This is a genomic window from Streptomyces sp. NPDC042638, from assembly GCF_040647235.1.
In the GTDB taxonomy this organism is placed as follows: domain Bacteria; phylum Actinomycetota; class Actinomycetes; order Streptomycetales; family Streptomycetaceae; genus Streptomyces; species Streptomyces rameus.
The window spans coordinates 1-26,542 of record NZ_JBEZBT010000006.1 but is presented as its reverse complement, the minus strand read 5'-3'; the positions used below and the strand labels follow the sequence as shown (position 1 = coordinate 26,542).

Annotated in this window: 22 protein-coding genes; 12 read left to right on the top strand and 10 right to left on the bottom strand. The window is 72.9% G+C overall.

What is annotated here, in order from left to right:
• Positions 1-38 precede the first annotated feature (38 nt).
• The 4 genes from AB0B40_RS07290 to AB0B40_RS07275 all read left to right on the top strand — a co-directional run bounded on the left by AB0B40_RS07290 (position 39) and on the right by AB0B40_RS07275 (position 3,020).
• On the top strand, positions 39-254 hold the full coding sequence (locus AB0B40_RS07290) for a hypothetical protein (protein ID WP_345059403.1): 216 nt from the start codon (positions 39-41) through the stop codon (positions 252-254).
• Positions 255-287: 33 nt separating this feature from the next.
• The gene (locus AB0B40_RS07285) at positions 288-713 is read left to right on the top strand and encodes a pyridoxamine 5'-phosphate oxidase family protein (RefSeq protein ID WP_345059401.1); all 426 of its coding nucleotides are present in this window, start codon (positions 288-290) and stop codon (positions 711-713) included.
• Positions 714-900: 187 nt separating this feature from the next.
• Complete coding sequence (locus AB0B40_RS07280) at positions 901-1,620, top strand: response regulator transcription factor (RefSeq protein WP_362263440.1); 720 nt, start codon at positions 901-903, stop codon at positions 1,618-1,620.
• Positions 1,617-3,020 (top strand): HAMP domain-containing sensor histidine kinase, encoded by a 1,404-nt coding sequence (locus AB0B40_RS07275; protein WP_362263438.1) that lies wholly within the window; start codon positions 1,617-1,619, stop codon positions 3,018-3,020. Before AB0B40_RS07280 ends, AB0B40_RS07275 begins: the two co-directional genes overlap by 4 nt.
• Positions 3,021-3,104: 84 nt before the next feature.
• Here the strand turns inward: AB0B40_RS07275 and AB0B40_RS07270 are convergent, their stop codons facing one another.
• A complete protein-coding gene (locus AB0B40_RS07270; RefSeq protein WP_362263537.1) occupies positions 3,105-5,396 on the bottom strand; it encodes an AbfB domain-containing protein in 2,292 nt (763 codons plus the stop codon).
• Between the two features lie 177 nt (positions 5,397-5,573).
• Positions 5,574-6,764, bottom strand: a complete 1,191-nt coding sequence (locus tag AB0B40_RS07265; protein ID WP_362263436.1) for a S1 family peptidase — start codon at positions 6,762-6,764, stop codon at positions 5,574-5,576.
• A 188-nt stretch (positions 6,765-6,952) separates the two neighbouring features.
• Between AB0B40_RS07265 and AB0B40_RS07260 the strand changes: the two genes are divergently transcribed.
• A complete protein-coding gene (locus AB0B40_RS07260) occupies positions 6,953-7,591 on the top strand; it encodes a class I SAM-dependent methyltransferase (protein WP_362263434.1) in 639 nt (212 codons plus the stop codon).
• A gap of 346 nt (positions 7,592-7,937) precedes the next feature.
• Here AB0B40_RS07260 and AB0B40_RS07255 read toward each other — a convergent pair whose 3' ends face one another.
• Together AB0B40_RS07255 and htpG are read right to left on the bottom strand one after the other, a co-directional pair.
• The gene (locus tag AB0B40_RS07255) at positions 7,938-8,825 is read right to left on the bottom strand and encodes an SDR family NAD(P)-dependent oxidoreductase (RefSeq protein WP_362263433.1); all 888 of its coding nucleotides are present in this window, start codon (positions 8,823-8,825) and stop codon (positions 7,938-7,940) included.
• A 167-nt stretch (positions 8,826-8,992) separates the two neighbouring features.
• Positions 8,993-10,903, bottom strand: a complete 1,911-nt coding sequence (gene htpG / locus AB0B40_RS07250; RefSeq protein ID WP_362263431.1) for a molecular chaperone HtpG — start codon at positions 10,901-10,903, stop codon at positions 8,993-8,995.
• A 288-nt stretch (positions 10,904-11,191) separates the two neighbouring features.
• Here htpG and AB0B40_RS07245 point away from each other — a divergent pair, with 288 nt between their 5' ends.
• Positions 11,192-11,668 (top strand): SRPBCC family protein, encoded by a 477-nt coding sequence (locus tag AB0B40_RS07245; protein WP_345059387.1) that lies wholly within the window; start codon positions 11,192-11,194, stop codon positions 11,666-11,668.
• 117 nt (positions 11,669-11,785) lie between these two features.
• Here the strand turns inward: AB0B40_RS07245 and AB0B40_RS07240 are convergent, their stop codons facing one another.
• Positions 11,786-13,009 carry an alginate lyase family protein gene (locus AB0B40_RS07240; protein ID WP_362263429.1) on the bottom strand — a complete coding sequence of 408 codons (1,224 nt, stop codon included), beginning with the start codon at positions 13,007-13,009 and terminating at the stop codon, positions 11,786-11,788.
• A gap of 336 nt (positions 13,010-13,345) precedes the next feature.
• Between AB0B40_RS07240 and AB0B40_RS07235 the strand changes: the two genes are divergently transcribed.
• Entirely contained in the window at positions 13,346-15,325 is a 1,980-nt protein-coding gene (locus AB0B40_RS07235) for a cellulase family glycosylhydrolase (protein WP_362263427.1), read from the top strand.
• A 130-nt stretch (positions 15,326-15,455) separates the two neighbouring features.
• Here AB0B40_RS07235 and AB0B40_RS07230 read toward each other — a convergent pair whose 3' ends face one another.
• From AB0B40_RS07230 to AB0B40_RS07220, 3 genes are all read right to left on the bottom strand, one after another.
• On the bottom strand, positions 15,456-16,697 hold the full coding sequence (locus AB0B40_RS07230) for an MFS transporter (RefSeq protein WP_362263425.1): 1,242 nt from the start codon (positions 16,695-16,697) through the stop codon (positions 15,456-15,458).
• Positions 16,694-17,809: a pyridoxal-phosphate dependent enzyme gene (locus AB0B40_RS07225; protein ID WP_362263424.1), complete on the bottom strand. Its 1,116-nt coding sequence runs from the start codon at positions 17,807-17,809 to the stop codon at positions 16,694-16,696. The genes AB0B40_RS07230 and AB0B40_RS07225 overlap by 4 nt, the downstream gene beginning before the upstream one ends.
• A gap of 113 nt (positions 17,810-17,922) precedes the next feature.
• Positions 17,923-18,354: a hypothetical protein gene (locus AB0B40_RS07220; protein WP_362263422.1), complete on the bottom strand. Its 432-nt coding sequence runs from the start codon at positions 18,352-18,354 to the stop codon at positions 17,923-17,925.
• A 329-nt stretch (positions 18,355-18,683) separates the two neighbouring features.
• On the opposite strand from AB0B40_RS07220, the gene AB0B40_RS07215 reads away from it, so the two are divergent.
• Positions 18,684-19,865: a cysteine desulfurase family protein gene (locus AB0B40_RS07215; protein ID WP_362263420.1), complete on the top strand. Its 1,182-nt coding sequence runs from the start codon at positions 18,684-18,686 to the stop codon at positions 19,863-19,865.
• 505 nt (positions 19,866-20,370) lie between these two features.
• Here AB0B40_RS07215 and AB0B40_RS07210 read toward each other — a convergent pair.
• Both AB0B40_RS07210 and AB0B40_RS07205 read right to left on the bottom strand, forming a co-directional pair.
• On the bottom strand, positions 20,371-21,090 hold the full coding sequence (locus AB0B40_RS07210; protein ID WP_345059373.1) for an alpha/beta hydrolase: 720 nt from the start codon (positions 21,088-21,090) through the stop codon (positions 20,371-20,373).
• A 21-nt stretch (positions 21,091-21,111) separates the two neighbouring features.
• Positions 21,112-22,083, bottom strand: coding sequence for an alpha/beta hydrolase (locus AB0B40_RS07205; protein WP_362263418.1), 972 nt, complete (start codon positions 22,081-22,083; stop codon positions 21,112-21,114).
• Between the two features lie 444 nt (positions 22,084-22,527).
• Between AB0B40_RS07205 and AB0B40_RS07200 the strand changes: the two genes are divergently transcribed.
• The 4 genes from AB0B40_RS07200 to AB0B40_RS07185 all read left to right on the top strand — a co-directional run bounded on the left by AB0B40_RS07200 (position 22,528) and on the right by AB0B40_RS07185 (position 26,411).
• Positions 22,528-24,396 carry an amidohydrolase gene (locus tag AB0B40_RS07200; RefSeq protein WP_362263536.1) on the top strand — a complete coding sequence of 623 codons (1,869 nt, stop codon included), beginning with the start codon at positions 22,528-22,530 and terminating at the stop codon, positions 24,394-24,396.
• 65 nt (positions 24,397-24,461) lie between these two features.
• Positions 24,462-25,124: a hydrolase gene (locus AB0B40_RS07195; RefSeq protein ID WP_345059369.1), complete on the top strand. Its 663-nt coding sequence runs from the start codon at positions 24,462-24,464 to the stop codon at positions 25,122-25,124.
• A 44-nt stretch (positions 25,125-25,168) separates the two neighbouring features.
• A complete protein-coding gene (locus tag AB0B40_RS07190) occupies positions 25,169-25,693 on the top strand; it encodes a DoxX family protein (protein WP_345059366.1) in 525 nt (174 codons plus the stop codon).
• Positions 25,674-26,411 (top strand): YoaK family protein, encoded by a 738-nt coding sequence (locus AB0B40_RS07185; RefSeq protein ID WP_362263415.1) that lies wholly within the window; start codon positions 25,674-25,676, stop codon positions 26,409-26,411. Before AB0B40_RS07190 ends, AB0B40_RS07185 begins: the two co-directional genes overlap by 20 nt.
• The last annotated feature ends 131 nt before the right edge of the window (positions 26,412-26,542 follow it).

Here is a 26,542-nt window from a genome sequence, read left to right as displayed (position 1 = left end):
CCGGGAGCGGCACCCCTCGCGGCGACAAGGAGCACGGCATGCCGACGGATTCCCTGGAACGATTCCTGGCGGCGCTGGACCCCCACCACCGGGAGGCCGTGGCCGCGAGGCCGCGGGAGGAGCAGGCGCAGCTCGCGGCGGCCTGGGAGCGGGAGCTGGAGGCGGACGACGAGCTGGACACCCTCGACGAGCTGTCCCCGCCGGCGGCCGAGGCCGAGGCAGCCCGCCGCGTCATGGAACGCGGCACCGACTAGAGACAGGCCGCTCGGGGCCGTAGGGTCGTGTACGTGACACTCTCCACACGAGAACGAGAGCAGTTTCTGGCGGAACCTCACATCGGCGCGCTGTCGGTGGCCGAAGGGCCGGACCGCGCCCCGTTGACCGTTCCCATCTGGTACCAGTACACGCCGGGCGGCGAGTTGTGGGTGCGCACCGGGCGCGATTCCCGGAAGGCCCGGGCGATCCGCTCCGCGGGCCGCTTCAGCCTGATGGTGCAGCGCACGGAACCGACCGTGCGCTACGTGTCGGTGGAGGGACCGGTGGTCAGAACCGCCCCCGACAGCCGCGAACTGTCCTGGGAGATGGCCGCGCGCTACCTTCCCGAGGACAAGGTCGCCGCCTTCGTGGAATACGACCGGACCCGGTTCCCCGAGCACTTCGTCGTCTACCTGCGCCCCGAACACTGGGTCTCCTCCGACCTGGGAGCCTTCTGAGCGGTCAGAGCGCGTAGCGGCCCGGGGCGAACAGATGGAGGTGGTCGCGCACCTGTCCCGACGAACGAGATCACCGCGTCGGGCACCCACCCGCACCGATCACGACGGAGAGCGGAGTTTCCATGCCCGGCACGGTCCCGGGCCGTTCCAAGAGACTTCCAAGAGGGCTCTTTGGCAGGCTGGGCCCATGAACACCGCAGCTCAGGACCCCGCACCCGGCGTCGCCGCACGGGTGCTCGTCGTCGACGACGACCCGGAGGTACGCGCCGCCCTGGAGGACGGACTGACCCTGGAGGGCTTCACCGTCCAGGGCGCGGCGGACGGCCACGCCGCTCTGGCGGCGGTGGCGGACTGGGAGCCGGACGCCCTGGTGCTGGACGTGATGATGCCGGTGGTGGACGGGCTGGCCGTGTGCCGGCGGCTGCGGGCGCTGGGCGACCGTACCCCGATCCTGGTGCTGACCGCGCTGGACGCGGTCAGCGACCGGGTGGACGGGCTGGACGCGGGCGCGGACGACTACCTGGTGAAGCCGTTCTCGCTGGTCGAGCTGGCGGCGCGGCTGCGGGCCCTGCTGCGCCGGGCCGGTCCCGGCGAGCCGCCCCGGCCGGGCTGTCTGCGCTTCGGCGACCTGGTCGCCGACCCCGAGAGCCGTACGGCGGTGCGGGCGGGGCGGCGACTGGAGTTCACCCGTACCGAGTGGGCCCTGCTCGACCTGTTGCTGCGTCACCCCGGCCAGGTGCTGGAACGGGAGACGATCATGCGCTGGGTGTGGGGCCGGGATCTCGGTCCGGACTCCAACTCGCTTGCCGTCTACGTCGGGTACCTGCGCCGCAAGCTGGAGGCGGGCGGCGCCTCCCGCCTCGTCCACACGGTGCACGGCATGGGCTACCTGCTGGACGAGCGATGACCCGGCCCCGCCGGCACCGCCGCCCGCCGCTGCGGCGCCGGCTGGCCGTCACGGCGTCGGCCGCTGTCGCGGGCGTGGCCCTGGCCGTGTGCGCGGGCGCCTACGCCGTCACCGTCTACACCCTGCACCGCCAGTTCGACCTGCAGCTGACGCAGGCGGCGACCCTGGCGGTCCGGCAGTACCGGCAGCAGGGGCCGGGAGTGCAGGCCGGCGAGTGCCGGTACCTGGCCGCGCCCGCCTGCGCCCAGCTCGTGCCGGTGTCGGCGTCGGACGATCCGCGTGACGGCTATCTGCTGCCCGTAACCGACGCGGTGCGCCAGGTGGCCGGCCGGCAGCGGGCGCCCTACTACAGCACGGCCTCGGTCGCCGGTCAGCCGGTGCGGGTGCTCACCACGGCCGCCGGCAAAGGGGAGGCCATGCAGGTGGCGCTGCGGTCCGACGGGGTCCGGCGGGCCGAGCGCCAGGCGGCCGGGCTGCTTGCCGTGATCGGTGGGGCCGGTGTGCCGGTGGCGGCGCTGCTGGGCTACTGGGTGTCCCGCTCGGGGCTGGCACCGGTGGCCCGGCTGACCGCGACGGCGGAGCGGATCACCGCCACGCGCGATGCCGGGCACCGGATCGAGCTGCCGGCGGAACGGCGCGGCCGGGAGGACGAGATCACCCGCCTCGCGGTCAGTTTCAACACCATGCTCGACGCCCTGGAGGAGTCCCTCGCCGCGCAGCGGCGTCTGGTCGCCGACGCCTCGCACGAACTGCGCACCCCGCTGACGGCGTTGCGCGCCAACGCGGAGATCCTGCTGCGCTCGGAGCAGCTGACCACACGTCAGCGGGAGCGGGCGACGGGCGCGCTCACCCGCCAGCTGCGGGAGGTGACCACTCTGGTCAACGATCTGATCGACCTGGCCCGCGACGAGGAGCCGCGGCAGGCCCTCGAACCGGTGCGGCCGGCGGCCCTCCTGGAGCACGCCGTGGCCGCCGCCCGCGACCACTGGCCGCACGTCGGCTTCCTTCTGGACATCGGCCCGGCGGGCGAGTCCGCCCTGGCCGCCGCCGTTCCGAACCGGCTGACGAGGCTGTTCTCCAATCTGCTGGACAACGCGGCCAAGTTCTCCCCGCCGGGCGGCCAGGTCGAGGTCGCCGCGGTCCGGTCGGCCGACGGCAGGCGGCTGGAGATCACGGTCCGCGACCACGGCCCCGGTATCGACCGCGCCGACCTGCCCCATGTCTTCGACCGCTTCTACCGGGCCAGGACCGCTCGTGCCCTCCCCGGCTCCGGCCTGGGGCTGGCCATGGCCCGCCAGATCGCGCACACCCACCACGCCGCGCTGACGGCTCACCAGGCAGCGGGCGGGGGCGCGCTGTTCCGGGTGGTGCTGCCGGTCGAAGCGCCCCCGGCAGGCTGAGACCGACCGGCCGTTTAGAGCCGTCGGCGGTCCGGTGTGCCGTGCCGTACCCGCCTTTCGCCGGACGGACCCGGCTACGGGCGGTCAGGGTGCCCAGGGGGCTTCGACGGCCCAGGTGGTGTCCTCGGTGAAGGTGGCCGGGTTGTCCCAGGTGTGCGGGCCGCCCGCCTGCGCCAGCCACAGTTCGGCGTTGATGTGCCGCAGGTACTGGCCGGGGAAGCCGGACGCGGACAGCCTGATGCCGCCGTCGCCCCGGACCGGGCACCAGGTCGCGTCCGCCTTGTACAGCGCGGAGCCGTCGCCCGGCTCGCGGCGGACCCGGAAGTCGCGGTGCCGCAGGTATTCACCCGGGTAGTTGCGGGACTCGAAGGAGTAGCAGAGCCTGTTCGCCAGGCCCGGCGTCACCTTCCAGGTGGCGTCCTGCTTCAGCAGGTCGCTGCTGCCGGAGCCGACCACCTCGGTGTAGCCGAGCCCGTCGGAGTGGCGGATGTAGCGGTCGGTGTGGCCGGGTGTGGTGACGCGGATCGACACGTACTGCTCCAGCGGCAGCTTCACCGGTGGGCCGAGGGTACGGGAGGCGGCGACGAGGGCCTGGTTGGCGGCGCGGACGCGGGCCTCGTCGACCTTGACGACCTGGCGGTCGTAGGTCATCAGCCCGTTGGTCTCGTTCTCGACGTCGGTGATCTGCGTGTAGACGGAGGCGGAGAGACCGCCGGCGGGCATGGCGTTCTCCCGGATGCCGTCGAGCAGACCGACGAGCCGGTCGTTCAGCGCTGCCGGGCTCGGCTGGTCCTCGTAGCTGAAGCCGCCGCCCGGGTACCACTCGTGGCCGGGGACGCGATAGCCGAGGCCGCCGTACTCCCCCAGCACCGAAGCGCGCACCGGTTCCGTGGGCGTGTTGCCCGGCCCGACGTAGGTGTGGTTGTCGATGACGTCACCGTTGCCGCCGTCCTGGGCACCGCAGCAGTTGACCCCGCTCATGTTGTCGACGAGGCGCGAGGGGTCGTACGCCTTGACCATGCCGGCGATGCGTGCCTGGTCGTACTGGCCCCAGCCCTCGTTCTGGTCGACCCACTGGATGAGGGCGGGCGAGCTGCGGTGCTGGTCGATGACGGCGCGGTACTCGCTCTCCCACTGGGCGCGTGCCGTGCCGTCCGGCGTCCTGCCGCTGTCCATGGACGGCATGTCCTGCCACACCAGCAGGCCGAGCCGGTCCGCCCAGTAGAACCAGCGCTGCGGTTCCACCTTGATGTGCTTGCGCACCATGTTGAAGCCGAGGTCCTTGTGTTTGCCCAGGTCGAACTTCAGGGCCTCGTCGGTGGGGGCGGTGTAGAGGCCGTCGGGCCAGAATCCCTGGTCGAGGGTGCCGGTCTGGAACACGAACCGTCCGTTGAGGACCGGTCGCCGCACGCCGTCGACGTCCTTCACCGCGATCGAGCGCATGCCGGTGTAGCCGCCGACCGTGTCCCTGCCCGGGCTCCCGGTCAGCCGGGCCGTGACGTCGTACAGGAACGGGTCGTCGGGCGACCACAGGCGGGCGTTCGGCACCGGTACGGCGAACTCGGTGCCGACCGTTCCGGTGGCGCTGCCGACCGTCGTGCCCTGGCCCGAGACGCTGACCGTCACGGCGGCGCCGTCGGCTCCGGTGCCGCGCACGGTCACGTGCAGGGTGTCGTCCTCCAGGTGCGGGACCATGTCGAGCCGGGTGATGTGCCCCGCCGCCGTGGGTTCCAGCCAGACGGTCTGCCAGATGCCGGAGGAGGCGGTGTAGACGATGCTGTGGCCGGAGTGCGGGGTGACGTCCTGGATGCGCTGCTTGCCGATGGCCTGGCCGCCGGTCTCCGTCGGGTCGTACACGGACACGACGAGGGTGTTGGTGCCGCCGTTCAGCAGGGGTGTGATGTCGTACGAGAAGGCGTCGTAGCCGCCGCGGTGCACCGCTCCCGCCTGTCTGCCGTTGACCAGGACGGTCGTCTCCCAGTCGGAGGCACCGAAGTTGAGCTGGACGCGTCGGCCGCCCCAGCCCGCGGGCACGGTGAAGGTGCGCTTGTACCAGAGCCGGTCGTTGCCGGTGATCTTGCGCTGGATGCCGGAGAGCGCGGATTCCGGCACGAACGGTACGCGGATGCGTTCGCCGAACGTCGTCGGCTGCGCGGCGTCGCGGGCGGTGACGGCGAAGTCCCAGATGCCGTTGAGGTTGGCCCAGTCGGGCCGGGTGAGCTGCGGCCGGGGGTACTCCGGCAGGGGGTGGTCCACGGGGACCCGGTCCGTCCAGGGGGTGGTCATCGGGGCCGGCCGGGGCGTCCAGGACGTGGCGGCCCGGGAGGGGGACGTGCCGGCTGCCAGGAGGGTGGTGAGGGCCAGCGTCGTCACCACGAGGGCGGTCAGGAGGTGCCGGAGGGCCTGTCCTGGCCGGGAGGGTGCGAGGGGACTGCGCGGGGGGAGTGTCGGCACGGGGTCTGCTCCAGGGTTCGGGCGATGCCACGGGCGGGGGTTCCGCGCCGTATGCACGGAACCCCTGGCGCGACCGCGGGTGGTCGGGGCGTTGCGCGGTCAGCCGGTGTAGGTGTGCAGGGTCAGGCCGTAGCGGTTGAGGATCTCGTTGACCGGCTGGAACCAGGTCTCGCCGCCGCCGGAGCAGTTGCCCCAGCCGCCGGAGGTGACGCCCTGTGCCTGGTCGCCGGTGATGAAGGAGCCGCCGGAGTCGCCGGGTTCGGCGCAGGCGCTCGTCTTCGTCAGTTCGTGCACCGCGCCCTGGCTGTAGTTGACGGTCTCGTTGAGCGCGAGCACCGTCCCGCAGTGCCAGTGGGACGTCGATCCCGAGCGGCAGACGGAGGAGCCGACGGGTGCCACGGCCGAGCCGCGCACGAGCTGGTCGGGCACCGTGCCCCAGCCCAGGACGACCGGCACCGTCCACCAGCCGCTGCCCACGCTGACCCAGGCGTAGTCGTTGTCCGGGAACGAGGAGCCCTGGAAGGTGCCGATGTAGGAGCCGTCCCAGCCGCTGACCCCGGCGCCCGGCTGCGCGCAGTGCCCGGCGGTGACGAAGCCGCCGTACACCGAGAAGCCTATGGAGCAGCGGACGTTGCCGGTGTAGTAGGGATCGCCGCCGACCGTGCCCGCGGCGAAGGTCCGCGGGGCGGCGGAGACGGTCCTGACGGTGACGGCGCCCGCCTTCCGGGCCTGGTCGAGGAACCGTCGGACATCGTTGTCAGAGCGGTGACGCCGGACCACGTCGACGACGACCGTGTTGGCCACCGGGTCGACGTGCCAGCCGCTCACTCCGGACGGGGCGGAGAGCCGGTCGATGCGCGTCTTGACGGCGTCCAGCTGCCTGGCGGTGTGCCCCGCCGTGCGGATCTCGGCCCCGTACGCCCGGAGCGCGCGGCGCGTGTCCGGTGAGGCGTCCGGGGTGACCGCCACCGTCAGGCGCCCCCGCGCGGCGTCGAACCAGGAGCCCGCGTAGGCGTTCCCGGCGGCCCGGCGGGCCTTGGGTGTGACAGCCGCGGCGGTGCGCTCGGCGGCGATCCGCGACTCGGCCTGCTTCCGCGTGAGGCCGAGATCGCGCTGCATGGCGGTCACGACGCCGTCGGACGCCGGTTCGACGGACGCGGCGGTCACGGAGGGCCCTGCGGATCCGGGTGCCCGGCCGGCCGCCGCCGCAGGGAGCGTTCCGGCCATGCCCGGTCCGCCGAGGAACAGCAGCGCGGACAGCGCGGCGAACGTGAGTCTCTTGCGTCTCATGGGAGTTGTCCTTCGTCGTTCCAGTGGTGGGGCGGAACAGCCGAATACTGAGAGCGCTCTCATCTGTGGCGGGGCAGAGCCTAGACCTCCCGACGCGTCAGGTCCATGCCAATGCGAGAATCCCTGCCCCGGCTTTCGGGGGCGATCAGTGGTGCGTCACCCCGGTCACCGGGCTAGGGTGTCCCGGCGTGAACGCGGATCGCTGGCTGGCAGACACCCGAACGTCCTACGACACAGTCGCGGTCAGCTACGCCGACCGCATGCGCGATGCGCTCGACGCGGAACCGTACCTCCGAGCGTGCCTGGCGCTGTTCGCCGGATCGGTACGCGCCGCCGGCGGCGGCCCGGTCGCGGACGTGGGCTGCGGCCCCGGGCACGTCACCGCGCATCTGAGCCGGCTGGGTGTGGACGCTTTCGGGATCGACATCTCCCCGGGGATGATCGAGGTGGCCCGGCGCGACCACCCGGGGCTGCGGTTCGAGGTGGGCTCGATGACGGACCTCGGCCTCGCCGACGCCTCGGTCGCCGGCCTGCTCGCCTTCTGGTCGCTGATCCACGTCCCCGACGCCGCCGTCCCCGCGGTCCTCGGTCATTTCCGGCGGGTGTTGCGCCCCGGGGGACCGCTGCTGCTCGGCTTTCACGTCGGCGACGAGACGCGGCGGAAGACGGAGGGCTACGGCGGCCACCCGATGAACGTCCACGTGCACCTCCGCCGGCCCGACCGGGTGGCGGCCCGGCTGGGCGACGCCGGGTTCACCGTCGAGGCCCAGCTGGTGCTCGACCTGGACGAACGCGTCCCGGGGGCGGTCCTGTTCGGGCGCCGGTAGGCGTCTTCAGCCGGCCTGGGCGAGCAGGTCCCGCGACAGCGTCCACAGGCGTCGCGCGAAGTCCGGGTCGACGGCGTACCGGGCGACGCCGTGCGGCGTGCCGGTGCGCCGGCCGACGGCCTCGGTCTCGGTCTCGGCCTCGGTCTCGGTCTCGGTCTCGTCGCAGTCGACGAGGCACCGCCCGCCGACTCCGTCGAGGAGGGTGGAGGTCGCGAGGAGAACGGACGTCGCGGCGCCTTGCCCGACGCTCTTGGCGAACCCGGCCGGGACCCTGCCGCCGCCCCGGCCGCCGGTGTGGCGTCGCGGGTTCGGGTGCCCGGTCGCCGGGCGGTGGGTGAGGGCGGGCTCACGGCGTGAGCAGGCGGTCCTGTTCCACCGGGGGCGTGCCGTCGTGCCAGGGCAGGGCCTTGCCGAAGCGGACCAGCTCGCCGTAGAGGGCGGGATCGACGTGCTGGGCGAGGACCAGGTCGAGTACGGCCTCGGCGGCCCGGGCGGGCGGCTGTGCCCCGCTGTAGTCGCTGAACCAGGGGCGTGAGGTGGCGGTGTCGACCATGCCGGGGCACACGGCCGCGATCAGCGTGCCGTCGGCGAGGTCGTGTGCCCGGCGTTCGGCGGCGACCGCGCGGACGGCGGCGACCTGGGCGACCTTCGAGGGCACGTTCAGCCAGACCGGCCAGCCCGCCTCCTGGGCGGTGTGGTGGTGGACGGCGCCGCGCCAGGACTCCACGGCGTACTCGACCTGGTCGAGGGTGGCGCCGTCGAACAAGTGGTGCAGCCGTGGGTCCAGGTGACCGAGGGTGCCGAGGCTGCTGGCCACGACGAGCAGCCGGCCGCCGGGGCGCAGCACGGGGCCGAAGGAGCGCAGGATCGCGTGCGTGGCGGTGTTGGAGACGTCGATGAACTCGTCGGCGCGCCCGGCCTGCGAGTCCTCGGGCAGCAGGCGGGCGACCGCGTTGGACAGGACGATGTCGACGCCTCCGTGGCGCGCCCGCAGGTCCTCGGCGAGGAGCGCGATGGCGTCGGTGTCGGTGACGTCCAGTACCCGGCCCACGACCTGGGCGCGGGTGCCGGGCAGCTGTGCCGCCTCGCGGGCGGCGTCGGTCACCCGCCGCTGGTCGCGGCCGGTGAGCAGGACCAGGTCGTCCGGGTCCATGCGGCTCGCGAGCCCCTCGACGAGGGCACGGCCGAGTCCTTGGTTGGCCCCTGTGACGAGGGCGATGCGTGGAGCGTTCATGCCTGCCACGCTAGGAACGCGCCGTCCATGAGTCCAACGAAAGTCCGGCAAGGGCGGTATGCGGTTTCGTCATGGAGGCCGCCCGGGGAGCCCCCGGCCGCGGGCGGCCTGCCGTCCTTCCGGGGCGCGGTACCCCGGGGCAGGCCGCCGACGGCGGCGGAGCCGGGTTACAGCGCGCGTTCCAGACGGTCCGCCATCAGCTTGACGAACCTGGCCGGTTCCTTGGGCTGGCCGCCCTCGGCGAGCACGGCGAGGCCGTGCAGCAGCTCGGCGGTCTCGGCCAGCTCCGTGCGGTCCTCGCGCTCCTTGTACGCCTGATTGAGGCCCTTCACCAGCTGGTGGTCCGGGTTCAGCTCCAGGATCCGCTTGGCGCGGGGCACCTCCTGGCCCATCGCGCGGTACATGTTCTCCAGGGCCGGGGTCAGGTCGTTCGCGTCGGAGACGACACAGGCCGGGGAGACGGTGAGGCGGGAGGAGAGGCGGACCTCCTTGATGTCCTCGTCCAGGTGCTCCTTCATCCAGCCGAGCAGCCCGGCGTACTCCTCGTTCTGCTTCTCCCGCTCGCCGTCGGAAGCGTCCTCGTTGCTGGCGTCGAGGTCGATCTGCCCCTTGGCGACGGACCGCAGCTTCTTGCCCTCGTACTCGCCGACGGCGTCGGCCCACACCTCGTCGACGGCGTCCGTGAGCAGGAGCACCTCGATGCCCCGCTCCCGGAACGCCTCCATGTGGGGGGAGTTCTCGATGCTCTGGCGCGACTCGCCGGTCAGGTAGTAGATGTCCTCCTGGCCGTCCTTCATCCGCTCCACGTACTGCTTCAGCGTGGTCGGCGCGGAGTCGTCGTGCGTGCTGGCGAACGACGCGACGGCGAGGATGGCGTCGCGGTTCTCCGGGTCGGAGATCAGCCCTTCCTTGAGGACCGTGCCGAACTCCCGCCAGAACGTGGCGTACCGCTCCTGGTCCTTGGGCATCATGTCCTTGACCGTGGATAGGATCTTCTTCGTCAGCCGCCGCCGCATCATCTCGATGTGGCGGTCCTGCTGGAGGATCTCGCGGGAGACGTTCAGCGAGAGGTCCGCCGCGTCGACGACCCCCTTGACGAAGCGCAGGTACGGCGGGAGCAGCGCCTCGCAGTCGTCCATGATGAACACGCGCTTGACGTACAGCTGCACGCCGCGCTTGGCGTCCCGGGTGAACAGGTCGTGCGGGGCGTGCGCGGGCAGGAACAGCAGGGCCTGGTACTCGAAGGTGCCCTCCGCCTGGAGCCGGATCGTCTCCAGCGGGTCCCGCCAGTCGTGGGCGATGTGCTTGTACAGCTCGTGGTACTCGTCGTCGGACACCTCGTCGCGGGGCCGGGCCCACAGGGCCTTCATCGAGTTGAGGGTCTCGGGTGCGGGCGGCTCGGCGCTCTCGTCGGCCGTGCCGGAACCCTCGGGCACCATCCGGATGGGCCAGGTGATGAAGTCCGAGTACCGCTTGACGATCTCCCTGATCTTCCACGGGGAGGTGTAGTCGTGGAGCTGGTTCTCGGGGTCGGCGGGCTTGAGGTGGAGCACGACCGACGTGCCCTGCGGCGCGTCGTCGACCCTCTCCAGCGTGTACGTGCCCTCGCCGCGTGACGTCCACCGGGTGCCCTGGCTCTCGCCGGCGCGCCGGGTCAGCAGGGTGACCTCGTCCGCCACCATGAAGCCGGAGTAGAAGCCGACGCCGAACTGGCCGATGAGCCCTTCCTCACCGGCGGCGTCCTTGGCCTCCCGCAGCTCCCGCAGGAACTGCGCGGTGCCCGAGTTGGCGATCGTGCCGATGAGCTGCCCGACCTCGTCGTACGACATCCCGATGCCGTTGTCCCGAACGGTGAGCGTACGGGCGTCCTTGTCGATGTCGATCTCGATGTGCGGGTCGGACACGTCGGCGTCGAGCGAGTCGTCCCACAGCTTCTCCAGACGCAGCTTGTCCAGCGCGTCGGAGGCGTTGGAGACGAGTTCCCGCAGGAAGACGTCCTTGTTCGAGTACACCGAGTGGATCATCAGCTGGAGCAGCTGACGGGCCTCTACCTGAAACTCAAACGTCTCGGTCGGCATGTTCGCGAATACCTCACAGGTCCTGTCGCCGGAACTGGTGGCTCACACTGTAAAACACCACGTCAAGGCGGTGGCCGGAATGCGGGGGCAGTGGCCGGATCCGCACCGTTCGGGAGGGCTCGGGGCCTCGCGGGATGCGTCGGACCGGCTCCGGGGCCCGCCGCGGGGTGCGCACGCGGTCAGGCGCGCAGTCATGACCGCCGGCTGCCTGGGTACCCGGCAGGCCCCGGCCGGGCCCGCGCAGGCCCTCGGGGGTTCGCACAGCCCGGAGAGTGAACGGAGGCAGAGATGAGCAAGGTCAAGGAAGCGGTGGAAGTCGACGTCCCCCTCCACACCGCCTACAACCAGTGGACCCAGTTCGAGAACTTCCCGAACTTCATGGAAGGCGTCGAGGAGGTCACGCAGCTGGACGACCGGCACAATCACTGGACCATGAAGATCGGCGGGGTACGGCGCGAGTTCGACACCGAGATCGTGGACCAGCTGCCCGACGAGCGCATCACGTGGCGTACCACCAGCGGCGACACCAACCAGAAGGGCACCGTCCGCTTCGAGCGCCTGGACGACACCCACACCAAGGTCGAGCTGGTCATGGACATCGAGCCCAGCGGAGCCACGGAGAAGGCCGCGGACCTGCTCGGGACGATCGACCGGCGGGTCAAGGGTGACATGAAGCGGTTCAAGAGCTACATCGAGGACCGCGGCGGGGAGTCCGGTGGGTGGCGCGGCCGGATCCGGCCCGGAGACGCGGGCTCGGCCCTCTGACCGCCGGTCCCCCGGCACGGCGAGGCCGGCCGGCCCGGCGCCGGCCATGACGCGGCCGACGGTCTCCCGAGGACAGAAGTCCGGGAGCCGTCGGGCCGGGCCGGCCGCCCGTGCGGCTCAGTTCGGGTTGTCCCCGTGCGTCAGGGTCTCCCAGGCGACGAAGAGGTTGTTGCTGCCCGCCGGGCGGTTCTGCTCGGTCAGCGCCTGGGTGTTGGTCATGGCGATGCCCAGTCGGTTGTGCAGGGCGTTGTAACCGACCTCGGTGACCGGGCCCAGCCCCCGCTTCACGGTGCCGCCGCACAGCCAGCTCGGGGCGGCGGTGCCCAGTTCGTACTTGGCCTGGAAGCCGAGGGCCTGCCGCAGCCGCTCGCCGACGTCGGTGCCGTACAGGTCCTGTCCCTGGATGCGGCTGGTCTCGGCGATGTGGGAGATGGCGGAGATGCCGTATCCGGTGTGGGTGAAGTCGCGGCAGGTCTCCTGGGTCAGGCCGGTGACGAAGGTGGACTGGCCCTGCCAGTAGGAGACGATCTTGTCGCGGGTGTTCAGGTTCTGGCTCGGTACGGTCTTCGGCAGGTCGCCGTCGGAGGCGAGGTAGACGTAGGCGGCCGTGCGAGTGCGGAACTTCGCCATGGCGGTGTCGTACGACGCCTTGTCCTCCAGGAAGACGGAGATGCCGACGGCCGCCTCCATCATCGACAGCTCCCAGTTGCCGTTGGAGTTCGAGCCGTTGATGATCTCGGGGAGATAGACGTCGCGGAGCATGGTCGCGAACCGGCCCGAGTTGGCCCACGTGCCGGTGTACGTGTACTTGATGATCTCGGCGGCCTTAGGCCAGGAGGAGCCCGCCCAGCCCGTCTGCAGCGGCGCGTTGCTGTTGGTGTGGTTCTTGAGCACGGCTGACCAGGCGTCCATCAGCTCGATCGCCTTCTTGGCGTAGCGCTCGTCACGGGTGAGGTACCAGGCGAGCGCGTCCGTGTACGCCGCGATGGCGTCCTCACGTTCGTCCGTGCAACCGTAGTTGGGGTTGGAGTACGAACCGCACTCGACGACGGCGCGGGGCTTGGGCGTACGGCTGAGGCTCGCGTAGCCACTGGCCATCATCTGGTCGTACGCGCCCTTCCAGGGCTGGGCGCCGGCCTGGACCTTGCCGCGGACGAAGTCGAGTTGGGCGCGCGAGACGGTGACGCCCGGGTGCGCGAACGCGGTGGGTGCGGCCTGAGCCCGCTGGGCGCCCGGCAGGGCGAGGAGCCCGGCGGTGAGCACGCCGGCCGCCGCCGTGAGGGCGAGAGCGGAACGCGGGAACGTGCGGCGGCGCCGGGCTGGTATGTCCTTGTCCTGCATCTGACCCGTCCTCATATGTGAACGCCATACGGCTTTTTGAACGTTTGAGTTGACGAGACCATAGGTACGGACCATGCACCCGTCAAGTGGGTGGGAGGGGTCGGCGGTGGCCTGACTCGGAGGGTCTCCCGGCACGTGTCCGGACGTCGCCGCGACGGCCCGCACCGACCGGCCGCCGGTGCCCGACCGCCTTTGCCCGCCCGGGGAACGGCGGCCGGACGTACACACCGTTCCGGCTCTTCCCCCCGCCCCGGACGGTGGTGGAGACTCCGCCCAGCCGGGCGGTGCCGTCGACCGGCCCGCCCACTCCCCCGCCACCCACCCCCAAGGGTCCTCATGCCGATATCACCAGCCGTGCCGCGGCTCGCCGTCGCCGCCGCGGGTCTGCTGCTCACGGCCACCACGACCACCACGGCCTTCGCCACCGCACCACCACAGCCGGCCCCCGCCCGGATCGCCACCACGGCACCGCCCGCCCGGATCGCCACCACGGCACCGCGCTCCGCTCCCGCCCGGGCCGCCCTGGGCCCGACGGACGCGGCCACCTGGTACGCCCCCCTGTCCACCCGGGGCCGCTACGTCGTCGACGCCCACGGCGACCGGTTCCGGCTGAAGGGCGCCAACTGGGACGGCGCGCAAGGCTCGTGGACCGGCAGCGGCAGTGCCGCGGACCCCGCCAACCACCACGCCGGGCAGGACTCCCACGGGATACCGCTCGGCCTGGACCGCACGCCACTGCCCCGACTGCTCGCCGACTTCCATGCACTGGGCGTCAACACCATCCGGCTGCCCTTCTCCAACGAGATGATCCACAGCACGGCGCCCGTGCCCGACAACGCCGTCTCGGCCAACCCCCAGCTCCGCGGCAGAACACCGCTGGAGATCTACGACGCCGTGGTCGAGGCGCTCAGCCAGGACGGTTTCGCCGTCATCCTCAACAACCACACCAACACCTCGCGGTGGTGCTGCGGCGTCGACGGCAACGAGCGCTGGAACAGCGGCCAGACCACCGGCCGGTGGGCGGACGACTGGGTGTTCATGGCCCGCCGCTACGCCTCCGTCCCGCGCGTGGTCGGCGCCGACCTGTACAACGAGGTCCGGCGGGACGTGCTGGACGACCCCAACTGGGGTCTGGGGGACGACCACGACTGGTACGGCGCCGCCCAGGTCGCCGCCGACCGCATACTCACCGAGGCGAACCCGCGCCTCCTCGTCGTGATCGAGGGCATCAACTGGACCGGTGTGCCGGTGGACGGGCTGCCGCACGGCCGGCCCGTGCTCACCCCCGCCCGCACCCTCTCGCACACCCTGGTGGACTCCCGCAAGCTGGTCTACTCGGCCCACTTCTACGGCTACACCGGCCCCCGCCACAGCGGCGCCACGGGCATCGGCGAGACCCACGACGCGCGCTACCAGGACCTGTCCCGCACGGAGTTGGCAGCGGCCCTGGACGACGAGGCGTTCTTCGCGGAGGAGACCGGCCGGCACTACACCGCGCCCGTCTGGGTGAGTGAGTTCGGCATCGGTTCGAGCGAGACGAACGCGGCGGCCCGCACCTGGTTCGGCAATGTCACCGACTACTTCGCCGACCACGACGCCGACTTCGCGTTCTGGCCGCTGGTCGGCTTCGAGGGCCACGACGACTGGGCACTGCTGCGCTACGACAGTGCGGGGCACCGCTCGGGCATCCTGGACGGCGGCGACTGGCGCGCCGCCGCGTGGCAGCATCTGATGACCACGCCCGGCAAGACCGGTGCCGTGGCCGCCGTGCCGGTCTGGCGCATGCTCAGCACCGATCACGGCGACGCGGTGGCGTCACTGCGGGTGCGCGCCACGGGCGACTGGGATCCGGGAGCGCACAAGGCCGCCTGCCCCGACGGTTCGAGGCTGGCGGGGCTGAGCCACACCGGTGGGCGCGGGCTGTGCACCGACGCCGGTACGGGCGATCTGCGCGGCGCCGAGGCCCGGCAGACGGTCGTCACCGACGAGCGCAACGTACCGGCCGGTGGCGACTGGGCGTCCGGCTACACCAAGTACCAGTGTCCCGCAGGGGAGTTCCTCATCGGCTACAGCCTGCGCGGCGAACGCCTGTCGGCGGCGCTGTGCGCACCGGCACGGGCCGCGCTGCCGGGCGCCGGGCGTACGGTGTGGTTCGACCGGTCCGACAACCGGCCCGCCGACGCGGCCGGCGGAGACTTCGCGTCCGGCCACTACAAGGGGCAGTGCGCGGCGGACGAGTACGCCGCGGGGATCGCCTTCACCACCCGGGTGGGCAGCCGTCCCGGCCCCGCGGCCCTGCTGTGCCGCGCCCTGTGAAGGTCATGCGGCCGAGTTCGCGCCGGGGCGGGGGCAGGCTGCGCTCCACGACGTGCTCCGTGTTGCGCCTCACAACGGGATGACGGCCGCGGGCTGTGGGCGTGTCCCCCCGCCGCCGTCCGGCGGTGCGTCATCCCGGCACCGGAACCGGCCTCGTCCCCAGGTGTCCGGCCCGGTGCAGCCCCGCGACCAGAGCGGCGCACCCGAGCCCGGTGGCGGCCAGCGCCGCCCACGGCAGCCAGCGCACCCCCGTGTCGAACAGTGCCCCGACGGCCAGGTTGCCCAGCGACACCGCGATGCCGGAGGCGGTGTTGTAGGCGCCGTAGGCCGTGGCGACGAGCCGGTCCCCGGAGAGCCGCACCACGGTGTCCATCTCGAACGGGTAGAGCAGTGCCCCGCCCCAGGCCAGCAGGACCGCGCACACCGTCAGGGTGACCGCCCCGGCCGTGGCGCCGTGGGTCCGCGGCAGCAGGGGCAGGAAGGCGGCGCCCATGACCGCCAGCCCGCACGCGACGGCCTGCGGCCCCGAGAGGGTGCGCTGGGCCCACGCCGTCAGCTTCAGCTGTCCCGCCAGCGCGGCGAGCGCCGAGGCGGCGAAGACCGCCCCGGTGACCGCGCCGGTCCGCGGGCCGAAGAGTTCGCGGGCGTGCAGCGGCAGGGCCAGATAGACCTGGAACGCCAGGACGTAGGAGCCGCTCATGGCGGCCGCGAAGAGGAGAAAGGGCCGGTTGGCGGCGATGGTCCGCCAGTCGGCGGCGACCGCCCGCCAGGCGGGTTCGGCGCCACGGCCGGCCGGGGGCCGGGCGGGCAGGGCACGGGACTGCAGCAACGCCAGGGTGGCGAAGATGAGCGCCGCGACCGCGCACACCGCGCTGAAGTCCCACGCCAGCAGGGCGAGTCCGGCGAGCGGACCGACCAGGATGCCCGCCTGGTAGAAGACGTTGAAGGCGGCGAACGCGGCCACCCGCCGCTCCTCCCCCGCATCAGCCGCGAGGTACGCGCGTACCGCCGGGTTGAACAGCGCGCCCGCCAGACCGGTCAGGGCCGAAGCGGTCACCAGGGCGGGAAGCGAAGCCGCCACCGCCAGCAGTCCGAACGCGACCGACCGCAGGGCGCATCCGGTCAGGATCATCGGCTTGCAGCCGTAGCGGTCGGCGAGGGTGCCGCCGACGAGGAACATGCCCTGCTGCGAGAAGTTGCGCACCCCCAGCACGAGGCCGACCGCCCAGGCGGCGAGGCCGAGGCCGTGGGCCAGATGGTCGGCCAGGTAGGGCATCAGCATGTAGAAACCCAGGTTGATGGCGAACTGGTTCACCATCAACAGCCGGGCCGGCCGGTCGAAGGAGGCCACCTGGGTCCACAGCCGCCTCACCGCGGGCCCGCCTTCGCCAGATCGCGCGCGAGCGGATCGCGGACCCGGGCGCACCGGGTCCACCGCGTCACCACGCGCGCGTCCGGTTCGGCGATGTCGTCGGGCTCGGACGGTGGTGTCCGCCCGAGGAGGGCGTGCTCGCGGCACCAGGCGTCGTCGTAGACCGTCTGGAGGTAGCGGTGCGGGCCGTCGGGGAAGACCGCGGCGATCCTGGTCCCGGCGGGATACGTGCGCGCCGCCCACCCGGCCACCAGCGCCACCGCCCCGACGCTCCAGCCGCCGGAGGCGTAGTGACGGCGGGCCAGTTGCCGGCAGGCCCAGACCGCCTCGGCCGGACCCACCCAGTGGACCTCGTTGAAGGCCGCGTAGTCGACGTTCTCCGGATGGATGCTGGAGCCCAGGCCGCGCATCAGTCGCGGTCCGGCCGGCTGGCCGAAGATGGCCGAGCCGACCGAGTCCACCCCGATGAGCGTCAGCCGCGGCACGGTCTCACGCAGCACGGCGGAGACCCCGGCGGAGTGGCCGCCCGTGCCGACCGCGGCCACCAGTACGTCGACCCGTCCGAGTTGGGCGGTCAGCTCGGCCGCGAGGGGCCGGTAGGCGGCGGCGTTGTCGGGGTTGCGGTACTGGTCCGGGCAGTACGCGCCGGGGGTGCGCGCCAGCAGGCCGGCGACCCGCTCGCGGCGCGCCTCCTGCCAGCCGCCCTCGGGGTGCGGTGCGCCGACCTGGAGGACCCGTGCGCCCAGCGCGCTGAGCAGGCGCGCCACGGCAGGTTCCATGCCGGGGTCGGTGACGACGGTGACCGGGTGGCCGTAGGTCAGCCCGGCCAGCGCCAGGCCGAGACCGAGGGTGCCGCTGGACGACTCGACGATCGGCGCGCCCGGCGTCAGGTCGCCGCGCCGGCGTGCCTCGCGGACCATGTGCAGGGCGGGCCGGTCCTTGAGGCCGCCCGGATTGGCGCCCTCCAGCTTGGCGTGGAAACCGCGGCCGGGCGGCGCGAACGGCTCGTCCACCCACAGCACCGGGGTGTCGCCGACGAGGTGGGCGGCGCGTCGGGCGGCCGGTGGACGGGGCGCACGCGCCCCGAACGGTTCGGGCAGGGAGAGGTGCATGGGGTACGGCTCCTTCAGGCCCGACGGCGGTGCGGCGGACGCTGCGCGAGTGGGGCGGGGCGGTCGGGCACACTCCCGCCCCGCGGACGGGCCCGGGGCGTGCGGGGGCCGGCCTACTGCCGCAGGACGCGGACGAGCGCGCGTGGGGAGCCGTTCTCGCAGGGGCGCGGGTCACCGGGCCGCGCGCGCCACCCGCCGTGGGTGAACCGGCCGCGTGACACGGCGGGCAGAACCGGCTGGGGCGCCTCGTCCCCGAGTCCGGTGTCGTCCAGGGCGGCGCGCGGCCGGTCCGCCGTGTGGTCGACGTGGCCGTCCGCCCCGTGCCGGTGACCGGGAGGGGGCGCGGTCGAACCCGTGCCGCCGGCTCCGTCGGCCGTGTGCGCAACGTCCCCCGCCACCACGGCACTCGGGTCCGCCCCGGCGAAGGGACAGGCGTGCACCGCGCCGGTGAGGTGGGCGGCGACCACCAGAACCAGCCCGACCAGCAGGGCGGCACGACGCAGACGCCCCACGCTCCCGTCGCGGCCGACCCGTGACCCGATCACATGCGCAGCGTAATCACCGGCTGACGCCGTGTCATATCGTGGGCGGCGTGGCGCGGCGCGTCCGTGGGAGGCCGGGCGGCCCGCAGGGCGGTCGGTGCCCGGGAACGCCTCCCGGTTCCTCGGGGGGTGCCGGCGCAACGGCTGACCTCACCCTCCGCCTGTCCGGCCTTCCGCCGCGGCGCGGTGACCTCCTCTACGGTGTCCCTGGACGCGTCCGGAGTCCCTCGCCGAGCCGCCGGAAGGACGATGATCGTCGTGTACTGCCGTGGTGGGTGCCGCGAACGCGCCCGCGACACCGTGTGGCTGCCGGCCGGTGCGGCGGGACGGGGATGACCGGTCCGCCCGGCGCACTCGCGCCGCGTCCGGGACCGGCCGACGGGCCCGTCTACCTGGACCACAACGCCACCACGCCTGTCGACCCGAGGGCTGTCGAAGCGATGGCCCCCTATCTGACGGTCCACTTCGGCAATCCCGCCAGCAGCCATCCCTACGGCGCCGAACCGCGCCGGGCGCTCGCCGGGGCGCGTGCCCAGGTGGCGGCCCTGATCGGCGCGCGGCCCTCCGAGGTCGTCTTCACGTCCTCGGGCTCGGAGGCGAACCTGCTCGCCCTGCGCGGCACGCTGCTGGCCTCCGGCCGCTCGGCGCCGCACGTGATCACGCAGGCCACCGAGCATCCGTCCGTGCTGGAGACGGCGCGGGCGCTGCGGCGCCTGCACGGGGCGCGCGTGACGGTACTGCCGGTCGACGGCGCCGGTCTCGTCGCCCCGGACGCGCTGGCCGCCGCCCTCACCGAGGAGACAGTGCTGGTGTCGGTGATGGCCGCCAACAACGAGACCGGGGCACTCCAGCCGATCACCGAACTGGCCGCGCTGGCCCGCACGCACGGTGCGCTGTTCCACTGCGACGCCGCCCAGGCCACCGGAAAGATCCCCCTCGACGTCCAGGCACTGGGCGTCGACCTGCTGACCGTCGTCGGGCACAAGATGTACGCGCCCAAGGGCGTCGCCGCCCTCTACGTGCGTGAGGGGGTACGGCTGGAGCCGGTGGTCTACGGCGGCGGCCAGGAACGCGGTCTCCGGGCCGGCACGGAGAACGTGGCCCTCGCCGTCGCCCTCGGCACCGCTGCCCGTGTCGCGGCCGGAGAACTCGCCGACGGCGCCCCGGCCCGCGTCGCGGCCCTGCGCGACGACCTCCACCGGCGGCTGACCGTCGCCTTGCCCGGCCGCGTCCGCCTCAACGGACCCGAGCGGCAGCGCCTGCCGAACACGCTCAACGTCAGCGTCGAGGGAACCCTCGGCCATGAACTCCTCGCCAGAGCCGACCGGATCGCGGCCTCCACCGGTTCGGCCTGCCACAGCGGCACCCACTCCCCCTCCCCGGTACTCACCGCCATGGGCCTCGCCGCCGACCGCGCGCTCGGGGCGCTGCGGCTGTCGCTGGGCCGCTGGACCACGGCCGAGGACGTCGAGACAGCGGCAACGGCCGTCGCCCGGGCGGCTGCCGCACCCTGACCGGCCGACGGGCCCGCCCCGGGCCACGAGGACGCGGCGCGGGGTGAGGGACCGGCGACCCGGGGCGCGGGCCGACATGAGGAGCCGTGCCGGGGGTCGGCTGACCGTGACCGTCGGGGGAGAGCGCTGTTGCCGCCCAGCTGCCACACCTTCTGGATCCGGCGGTGAGCGCCGCCGCGCGGACCGAGCCGATTCCGGCCGGTCCGGGGCGGGATCCACGGCCTTCGAGGCAGCACCCGACCACACCCCGCGGCTCCGGCGGGCCGGGGTTCGCGCCGCGCGAGGCGGGGCGGAGTGCGGGGCGCGGGGAGGCCGGTGTGGACCGGTCGGGTCGTGCCGGGTGACGACGCCCCATTCCTCCGGAGCGCGGTCATGACGGTTCGAGGTGAACGTCCGGCGTCGGCGGTTCTCCGGTTCTGCTCGCGGGCCCGAACCGCGTACAGGGGCCGGGACCGCGCGGACGCGATACGGGGGAGGCGTCCGCGCGGCCGTTCGTGGCGCCGGGTCAGCTCGTCGCGCGCACCGCTTCGCGGATCAGGTCGGCGACCGCCTTCGGCTGGGAGACGGCGACCGCGTGCGACGCGCCCTCGGCCTCGACGATGGTCGCCCCGGCCCGCTTCGCGCCGAAGCGCTCCACCTCCGGGTTGATCGCGTTGTCCGCGCCGGCGACCAGGGCCCAGGACGGCTTGGTCCGCCACGCGGCGGCGGAGGCCGTCTCCTCGAAGGCCGCGGCGGCGAGCGGGCGCTGGGCCGCCGCGAGGACCTTGGTGACCTCGGCGGGCACGTCGGCGGCGAAGACCGACGGGAAGGCGTCCTCGGTGATGGTGACCTCGACGGCGGGCTCGCCGCCCGGGACGGGGTACGTCCACTGCCTGAGGTTGCTCGCCAGCGGTGAGAGCGGGTAGCGGCCCTGCAGTTCGCCGAGGCTCTCGCCCTCTTCCAGGGCGTAGGCGGCGACGTAGACGAGGCCGACGACATTGTCGGCGGTGCCGGCCACGGTGATGATCGCACCGCCGTAGGAGTGGCCGACCAGTACGACGGGACCGTCGACCTGGGCGGCGATGGAGGCGACGTACGCGGCGTCGGCGGCCAGGCCGCGGAGCGGGTTCGGCGGCGCGATCACGGGAATGCCGTGGCTCTGCAGTTCCCCGATGACCCCGGACCAGCTGGCGGCGTCGGCGAAGGCGCCGTGGACGAGGACGACGGTGGGCGTGGAGGTGCTCATGTCTGCGGTGTCTCCCCGGAGTCAGGCGGTGTGCAGGGCCGTGTGCAGGGTGCGGACGGCCAGGTCGATGGCGGCCTGGGCGGCGTGGGTGCCGCGCAGGGCGTTGAGCATCACGAAGTCGTGGATGATGCCCTGGAAACGCACCGCGGTGACGGGCACGCCGGCCTCGCGGAGCTTGTTGGCGTACGCCTCGCCCTCGTCGCGCAGCACGTCGGCCTCACCGGTGATGACGAGCGCCGGCGGCAGGCCTTTCAGCTGCTCGGTGGTGGCGCGCAGCGGGGAGGCGGTGATCTGGGCGCGCTCGGCCTCGTCGGTGGTGTACTGGTCCCAGAACCACTGCATGCCGTCGCGGCGCAGGAAGTAGCCGGTGGCGAACTGGTGGTAGGACGGCGTGTCGAAGTTCGCGTCCGTGACCGGGTAGAACAGCACCTGCTGCACCAGGGCCGGACCCCCGCGCTCCTTGGCCATCAGGGTGAGGGCGGCGGTCATGTTGCCGCCGACGGAGTCACCGGCCACGGCCAGCCGCGAGCCGTCCAGGCCCTTGCCGGCGCCCTGCTCCACCACCCACTGCGCGACCGCGTAGTTCTGCTCGACGGCGACCGGGTAACGGGCCTCGGGCGACAGGTCGTACTCGGGGAAGACGACCGCGGCCCGGGCGCCGACGGCCAGCTCGCGCACCAGACGGTCGTGGGTGTGGGCGTTGCCGAAGACCCAGCCCGCGCCGTGGATGTAGAAGACGACCGGGAGGGTGCCGGTGGCACCGGCGGGCTTGACGATCCGCGCCCGGACGCTGCCCGTGGGGCCGCCCGAGACGGTGATCCACTCCTCGTCGACGGCCGGCTTCTCGATCTCGCCGGACTGCACCTCGTCGACGGCCTTGCGGCCCTCCGCCGGCGGCAGGTCGAACAGGAACGGCGGCTTGGCGGTCGCCTCGGCGAACTCGGCCGCGGCGGGTTCCAGCACCGGCTGGACCGGCGCGATGGCATCAGACATGGGGATCTCCTGGATTTGCATCGGGGCGCCGGCCGTTCCGGCACGTGATCCGGACCGTCGTGCTGAGCACTCCGGCGCCGCTGGACCGCACGTTAGGTCCGCCGGGAGCGCCGTAGTTGCCCACGAGCGCACCCCCGACGTCCTGACAGCGCACAGGAGGGCCGCCCCGGGCCGCCCCGGCCCGCCCCGGGGTCCGGCGGCCCCCGCGGCCCGCGTCCAGTGCGCTGTGAGGAACGCCGCGGTGCGCGGACGGGACACGCGAGGGCATCCGCCGGGCCTAGCGTTCACGGCGCAGCGGTCGCGGTCCGCCCGGCACTCGCCGTTCTTCGCCGGGCGGCCGTCGGCGGGCACTCGCGCCCGTCACCGCTTTCCCGTCCGCCGGGTCCGCATGCCGCGGAGGGCGCGGACGCTCATCCCGGAGGAGGTCCCGTACACGTGTCCGCCATGCCGGTCGGCGGTCTGGTTCCCCAGGCCACCGACGAAGCCGCAGAGCTCGTCGTCCGCAACGCGAAGATCCACACAGGGGACGCGGGCCGTCCGCGGGCCGCGGCGCTCGCCGTCCGCGGCGGTGTCATCACGGCCGTCGGTGACGACAAGGACGTGGCCCCCTACATCGGTTCGGACACGAAGGTGGTGGACGCGCTCGGCCGGCGGATGGTCCCGGGGCTCAACGACGCCCATCTGCATGTGATCCGGGGCGGGCTCAACTACGTCCTGGAGCTGCGCTGGGATGGGGTTCCGACGCTCCGCCAGGGTCTGGCGATGCTGCGGGAGCAGGCCGCGCGGACACCGAAGGGGCAGTGGGTGCGCGTGGTGGGAGGCTGGTCGGCCGAGCAGTTCGCCGAACGCCGGCTGCCGACGGTCGCCGAACTGAACGCGGCCGCCCCCGACACCCCGGTGTTCGTGCTGCACCTGTACCAGTCGGCCGTTCTCAACCGGGCGGCGGCACGGGCCGCCGGGTTCGACAGGAACACGCCCGAGCCCAGGGGCGGCCAGATCGTCCGCGGCCGGGACGGGGAACCGACGGGCATGCTGCTGGCGGCGCCCAGTGCACTCGTCCTCTACGCGACGCTGGCGAAGGCGCCCGCTCTGGAGGGCGAGGACAGGAAGCTCTCGACCCGTCACTTCCTGCGCGAGCTGAACAGGTTCGGCCTGACGTCGGCGATCGACGCCGCCGGCGGTTTCCAGAACTTCCCCGAGAACTACAGCACCGTCGTCGAACTGGCCAGGGCCGGGCAGCTGTCGCTGCGCATCGCCTACCACCTCTTCCCGCAGACCGCGGGCCAGGAGATAGCCGACCTGACCCGCTGGATCGAGACGGCCCGTCCCGAGGACGGGGACGAGTGGCTCCGCCTCAATGGAGCGGGTGAGAACCTCACCTGGGCCGCGGCGGACTTCGAGAACTTCGCCCAGCCTCGCCCCGAACTCGGCGAGTACGAGCCGGAGTTCGAGAAGGCGGTCCGGCTCCTCATGGAGAACGGCTGGGGTTTCAGGCTGCACGCCACCTACGACGAGACCATCCGCCGGGACCTCGCGGTGTTCGAGAAGCTGGCCGTCGAGGGGCTGTTCCCGGCGGGCAACCGGTGGTTGTTCGACCACGCGGAGACCGCCTCCCCGGAGAGCCTCGACCGCGTCGCCGCGCTCGGCGGAGCCATGTCCGTCCAGAACCGGCTGTCCTTCCAGGGAGAGGCGTTCCTGCACCGCTACGGCCCCGGCCGCGCCGCGGACGCCCCGCCGGTCCGGGCCATGCTGGAGCGCGGGCTGACCGTGGCCGCCGGTACGGACGCCACCCGGGTCTCCACCTACAACCCCTGGGTCGCCCTGCACTGGCTGGTGAGCGGACGCGGCGTCGGCGACCTCGTACTCCGTCCGCGCGGCAATCGCGTCGACCGGGAGACCGCCCTGCGGATGTTCACCGTCGCCGGGGCCCGACTCACCGGTGAGGAAGAGGTCAAGGGCGTGCTCCGGACGGGGTGTCTCGCCGACCTCGCGGTGCTGTCCGAGGACTACTTCACGGTGCCGGAGCCGGAGATCGCGCACATCGAGTCGCTGCTCACGGTCACCGGCGGCCGGATCGTCTACGCCGCCGGCGAGTACGAGGGTCTCGACGAGGAGCTGCCGCCCGTGGCACCCGACTGGAGCCCGGTGGCGCACTTCGGCGGCTACCAGGCGTCCCGGTCGGCGGGCGTGCGCCAGGCCGAGTCACTCGGCGAGGCCGTCGCCGAGTCGGAGCGGCACCACGCGTGGCGGGTACGGCGCGGCGCCGCACGCGAAGGCGGCGGCACGTTCTTCGACCCCTGCTTCTCCCTCTGAACCATCCCCCTCGAACCACTTCCCTCATCACCACCCTCACCCACCCTAGGAAAGGCAGTACTCCCATGGTCGACATCGCTCAGGTCACCGCGTCCCCCGGCCCCGACCTGCTGACCCCCGACAACTGCGCCGTGCTCTTCGTGGACCACCAGCCGCAGATGTTCTTCGGCACGGGCAGCGGGGACCGCACCGCGATCATCAACTCCACCGTCGGCCTGGCGAAGGCCGCCCGGGCCTTCGGGGTGCCGGTCGTCCTGAGCACGGTGGCCGCCGAGTCCTTCTCCGGCCCGATCATGCCGCAGCTCACCGATGTCTTCCCGGACCAGAAGATCATCGACCGCACCTCGATGAACGCCTGGGAGGACACGGCCTTCGTGGACGCCGTCAAGGCGACCGGCCGGAAGAAGCTGGTCATCGCGGGTCTGTGGACCGAGGTGTGCGTCGTCCTGCCCACGCTGTCCGCGATCGCGCAGGGTTACGAGGTGTACGTCGTCACGGACGCGTCCGGCGGTGTCAGCCCGCAGGCCCACGAGCACGCCGTCCAGCGCATGGTCCAGGGCGGTGCCGTCCCGGTGACGTGGGTGCAGGTGCTCCTGGAGCTGCAGCGCGACTGGGCGCGCACGGAGACGTACGCCGCCACCACCGACGTGGTGAAGCAGCACGCCGGCGCCTACGGTCTCGGCGTCGTGTACGCGCAGGCCGTCATGGGCGCCCACGCGGCCGGCTGACCCGACCGGGAAAACGACGGAACATACAGGCAGGGAACAACACGATGGATGCGGGACTGCTGGTCCTCCGGCTGGTGGCGGGACTGCTCGTCGCCGGGCACGGAGTGCAGAAGGTGAGCTTCCGGCTCGGGGGCCACGGCTTGGCGGGCGGAACCGAGGAGTTCCGGCACGACGGTTTCCGAGGGGGCCGGCTGACCGCGGTGGTCGCGGGCGCCAGTCAGATCGGTGCCGGCCTGTTCCTGACCGCCGGACTCCTCACGCCCCTGGCGGCGATGGCCGCCATGGGGGTGATGACCGTCGCGGGCACCGTCAAGTGGCCGAAGGGTCTCTGGGTGCAGAACGACGGCTACGAGTACCCGCTGGTCCTCGTCGTGGTCTCCGCGGCGCTGGCCCTCACCGGGCCCGGCCGGTGGTCCGTCGACCACGCGCTGGGCATCACCCCGTGGCCGGTGTGGGTCGTGCTCGCCGCGATCGTGGCCGGCCCCGTCAGCGGGCTGCTGACCCGCCTGGTGCTGCACCGTACGCCCTCGGCGGCGGAAGGAGAGCCTCGTGCGCGGCTTGCTGACTGACGCCGTCCGTACGCTGGTCCCGCCGAAGGACGACCGCCACGGACCGCTGCCACCGCTGATGCTGACGCTGACCGTGGTGACCGGGCTGGTCGACGCGGTGAGCTATCTGGCGCTGGGGCACGTCTTCGTCGCCAACATGACCGGCAACGTGGTCTTCCTGGGGTTCGCGCTGGGGGGTGCCCCGAACCTGTCCGCGCTCGCCTCCGTCGTCGCGCTGGTGACGTTCCTGCTCGGCGCGCTGGCCGGCGGCAGGCTCGGCAGCCGGTTCGCCGCGCACCGGGGGCACCTGCTGAGGACGGCCACCGCCGTGCAGACGGTCCTGGTCGCCGTGACCGTCCTCGTCACGGCGGTCGCCGACGGCCGGGTCACCACCGGTGTCCAGTACACGCTGATCGTGTGCCTCGGGCTCGGCATGGGTCTGCAGAACGCGGTCGCCCGGCGCCTGGGCGTCCCGGACATGACCACCACCGTGCTGACGCTGACCCTCACCGGTCTGGCCGCGGACTCCACGCCGGCGGGCGGTGCGGCGCCGCGGCCCGGCCGCCGGATCCTGTCCGTGCTGGCGATGCTGCTCGGTGCCCTCTGCGGTGCCGGACTGGTCCTGCACGGCCACCTCGTGCTCACCCTGGGCCTGTGCCTGCTGCTCCTGGCACTCACCTCGGTGGTGACACACCGTCTGTCCACCGGCGACGCCGTGTGGGCCCGGCCGCCGTCCTGACGCCCGGGCCACAGAAGCGGAGCCCCCGTCCGCGGGGGGGGCCCCCGCCCCCCGGGGCGACGCCCCGGCGGTTACCAACCCCGGGGGGACCGACAAGTGATACCGGGCGCGGTTGAGGGGGGGGGCGGCCG

Coding starts and splice junctions, on each gene's coding strand:
- AB0B40_RS07290 (WP_345059403.1), top strand. CDS start 39: ATGCCGACGGATTCCCTGGAACGATTCCTGGCGGCGCTGGACCCCCAC.
- AB0B40_RS07280 (WP_362263440.1), top strand. CDS start 901: ATGAACACCGCAGCTCAGGACCCCGCACCCGGCGTCGCCGCACGGGTG.
- AB0B40_RS07275 (WP_362263438.1), top strand. CDS start 1,617: ATGACCCGGCCCCGCCGGCACCGCCGCCCGCCGCTGCGGCGCCGGCTG.
- AB0B40_RS07265 (WP_362263436.1), bottom strand. CDS start 6,764: ATGAGACGCAAGAGACTCACGTTCGCCGCGCTGTCCGCGCTGCTGTTC.
- AB0B40_RS07255 (WP_362263433.1), bottom strand. CDS start 8,825: ATGAACGCTCCACGCATCGCCCTCGTCACAGGGGCCAACCAAGGACTC.
- htpG (WP_362263431.1), bottom strand. CDS start 10,903: ATGCCGACCGAGACGTTTGAGTTTCAGGTAGAGGCCCGTCAGCTGCTC.
- AB0B40_RS07245 (WP_345059387.1), top strand. CDS start 11,192: ATGAGCAAGGTCAAGGAAGCGGTGGAAGTCGACGTCCCCCTCCACACC.
- AB0B40_RS07240 (WP_362263429.1), bottom strand. CDS start 13,009: ATGCAGGACAAGGACATACCAGCCCGGCGCCGCCGCACGTTCCCGCGT.
- AB0B40_RS07235 (WP_362263427.1), top strand. CDS start 13,346: ATGCCGATATCACCAGCCGTGCCGCGGCTCGCCGTCGCCGCCGCGGGT.
- AB0B40_RS07225 (WP_362263424.1), bottom strand. CDS start 17,809: ATGCACCTCTCCCTGCCCGAACCGTTCGGGGCGCGTGCGCCCCGTCCA.
- AB0B40_RS07215 (WP_362263420.1), top strand. CDS start 18,684: ATGACCGGTCCGCCCGGCGCACTCGCGCCGCGTCCGGGACCGGCCGAC.
- AB0B40_RS07210 (WP_345059373.1), bottom strand. CDS start 21,090: ATGAGCACCTCCACGCCCACCGTCGTCCTCGTCCACGGCGCCTTCGCC.
- AB0B40_RS07205 (WP_362263418.1), bottom strand. CDS start 22,083: ATGTCTGATGCCATCGCGCCGGTCCAGCCGGTGCTGGAACCCGCCGCG.
- AB0B40_RS07200 (WP_362263536.1), top strand. CDS start 22,528: ATGCCGGTCGGCGGTCTGGTTCCCCAGGCCACCGACGAAGCCGCAGAG.
- AB0B40_RS07195 (WP_345059369.1), top strand. CDS start 24,462: ATGGTCGACATCGCTCAGGTCACCGCGTCCCCCGGCCCCGACCTGCTG.
- AB0B40_RS07190 (WP_345059366.1), top strand. CDS start 25,169: ATGGATGCGGGACTGCTGGTCCTCCGGCTGGTGGCGGGACTGCTCGTC.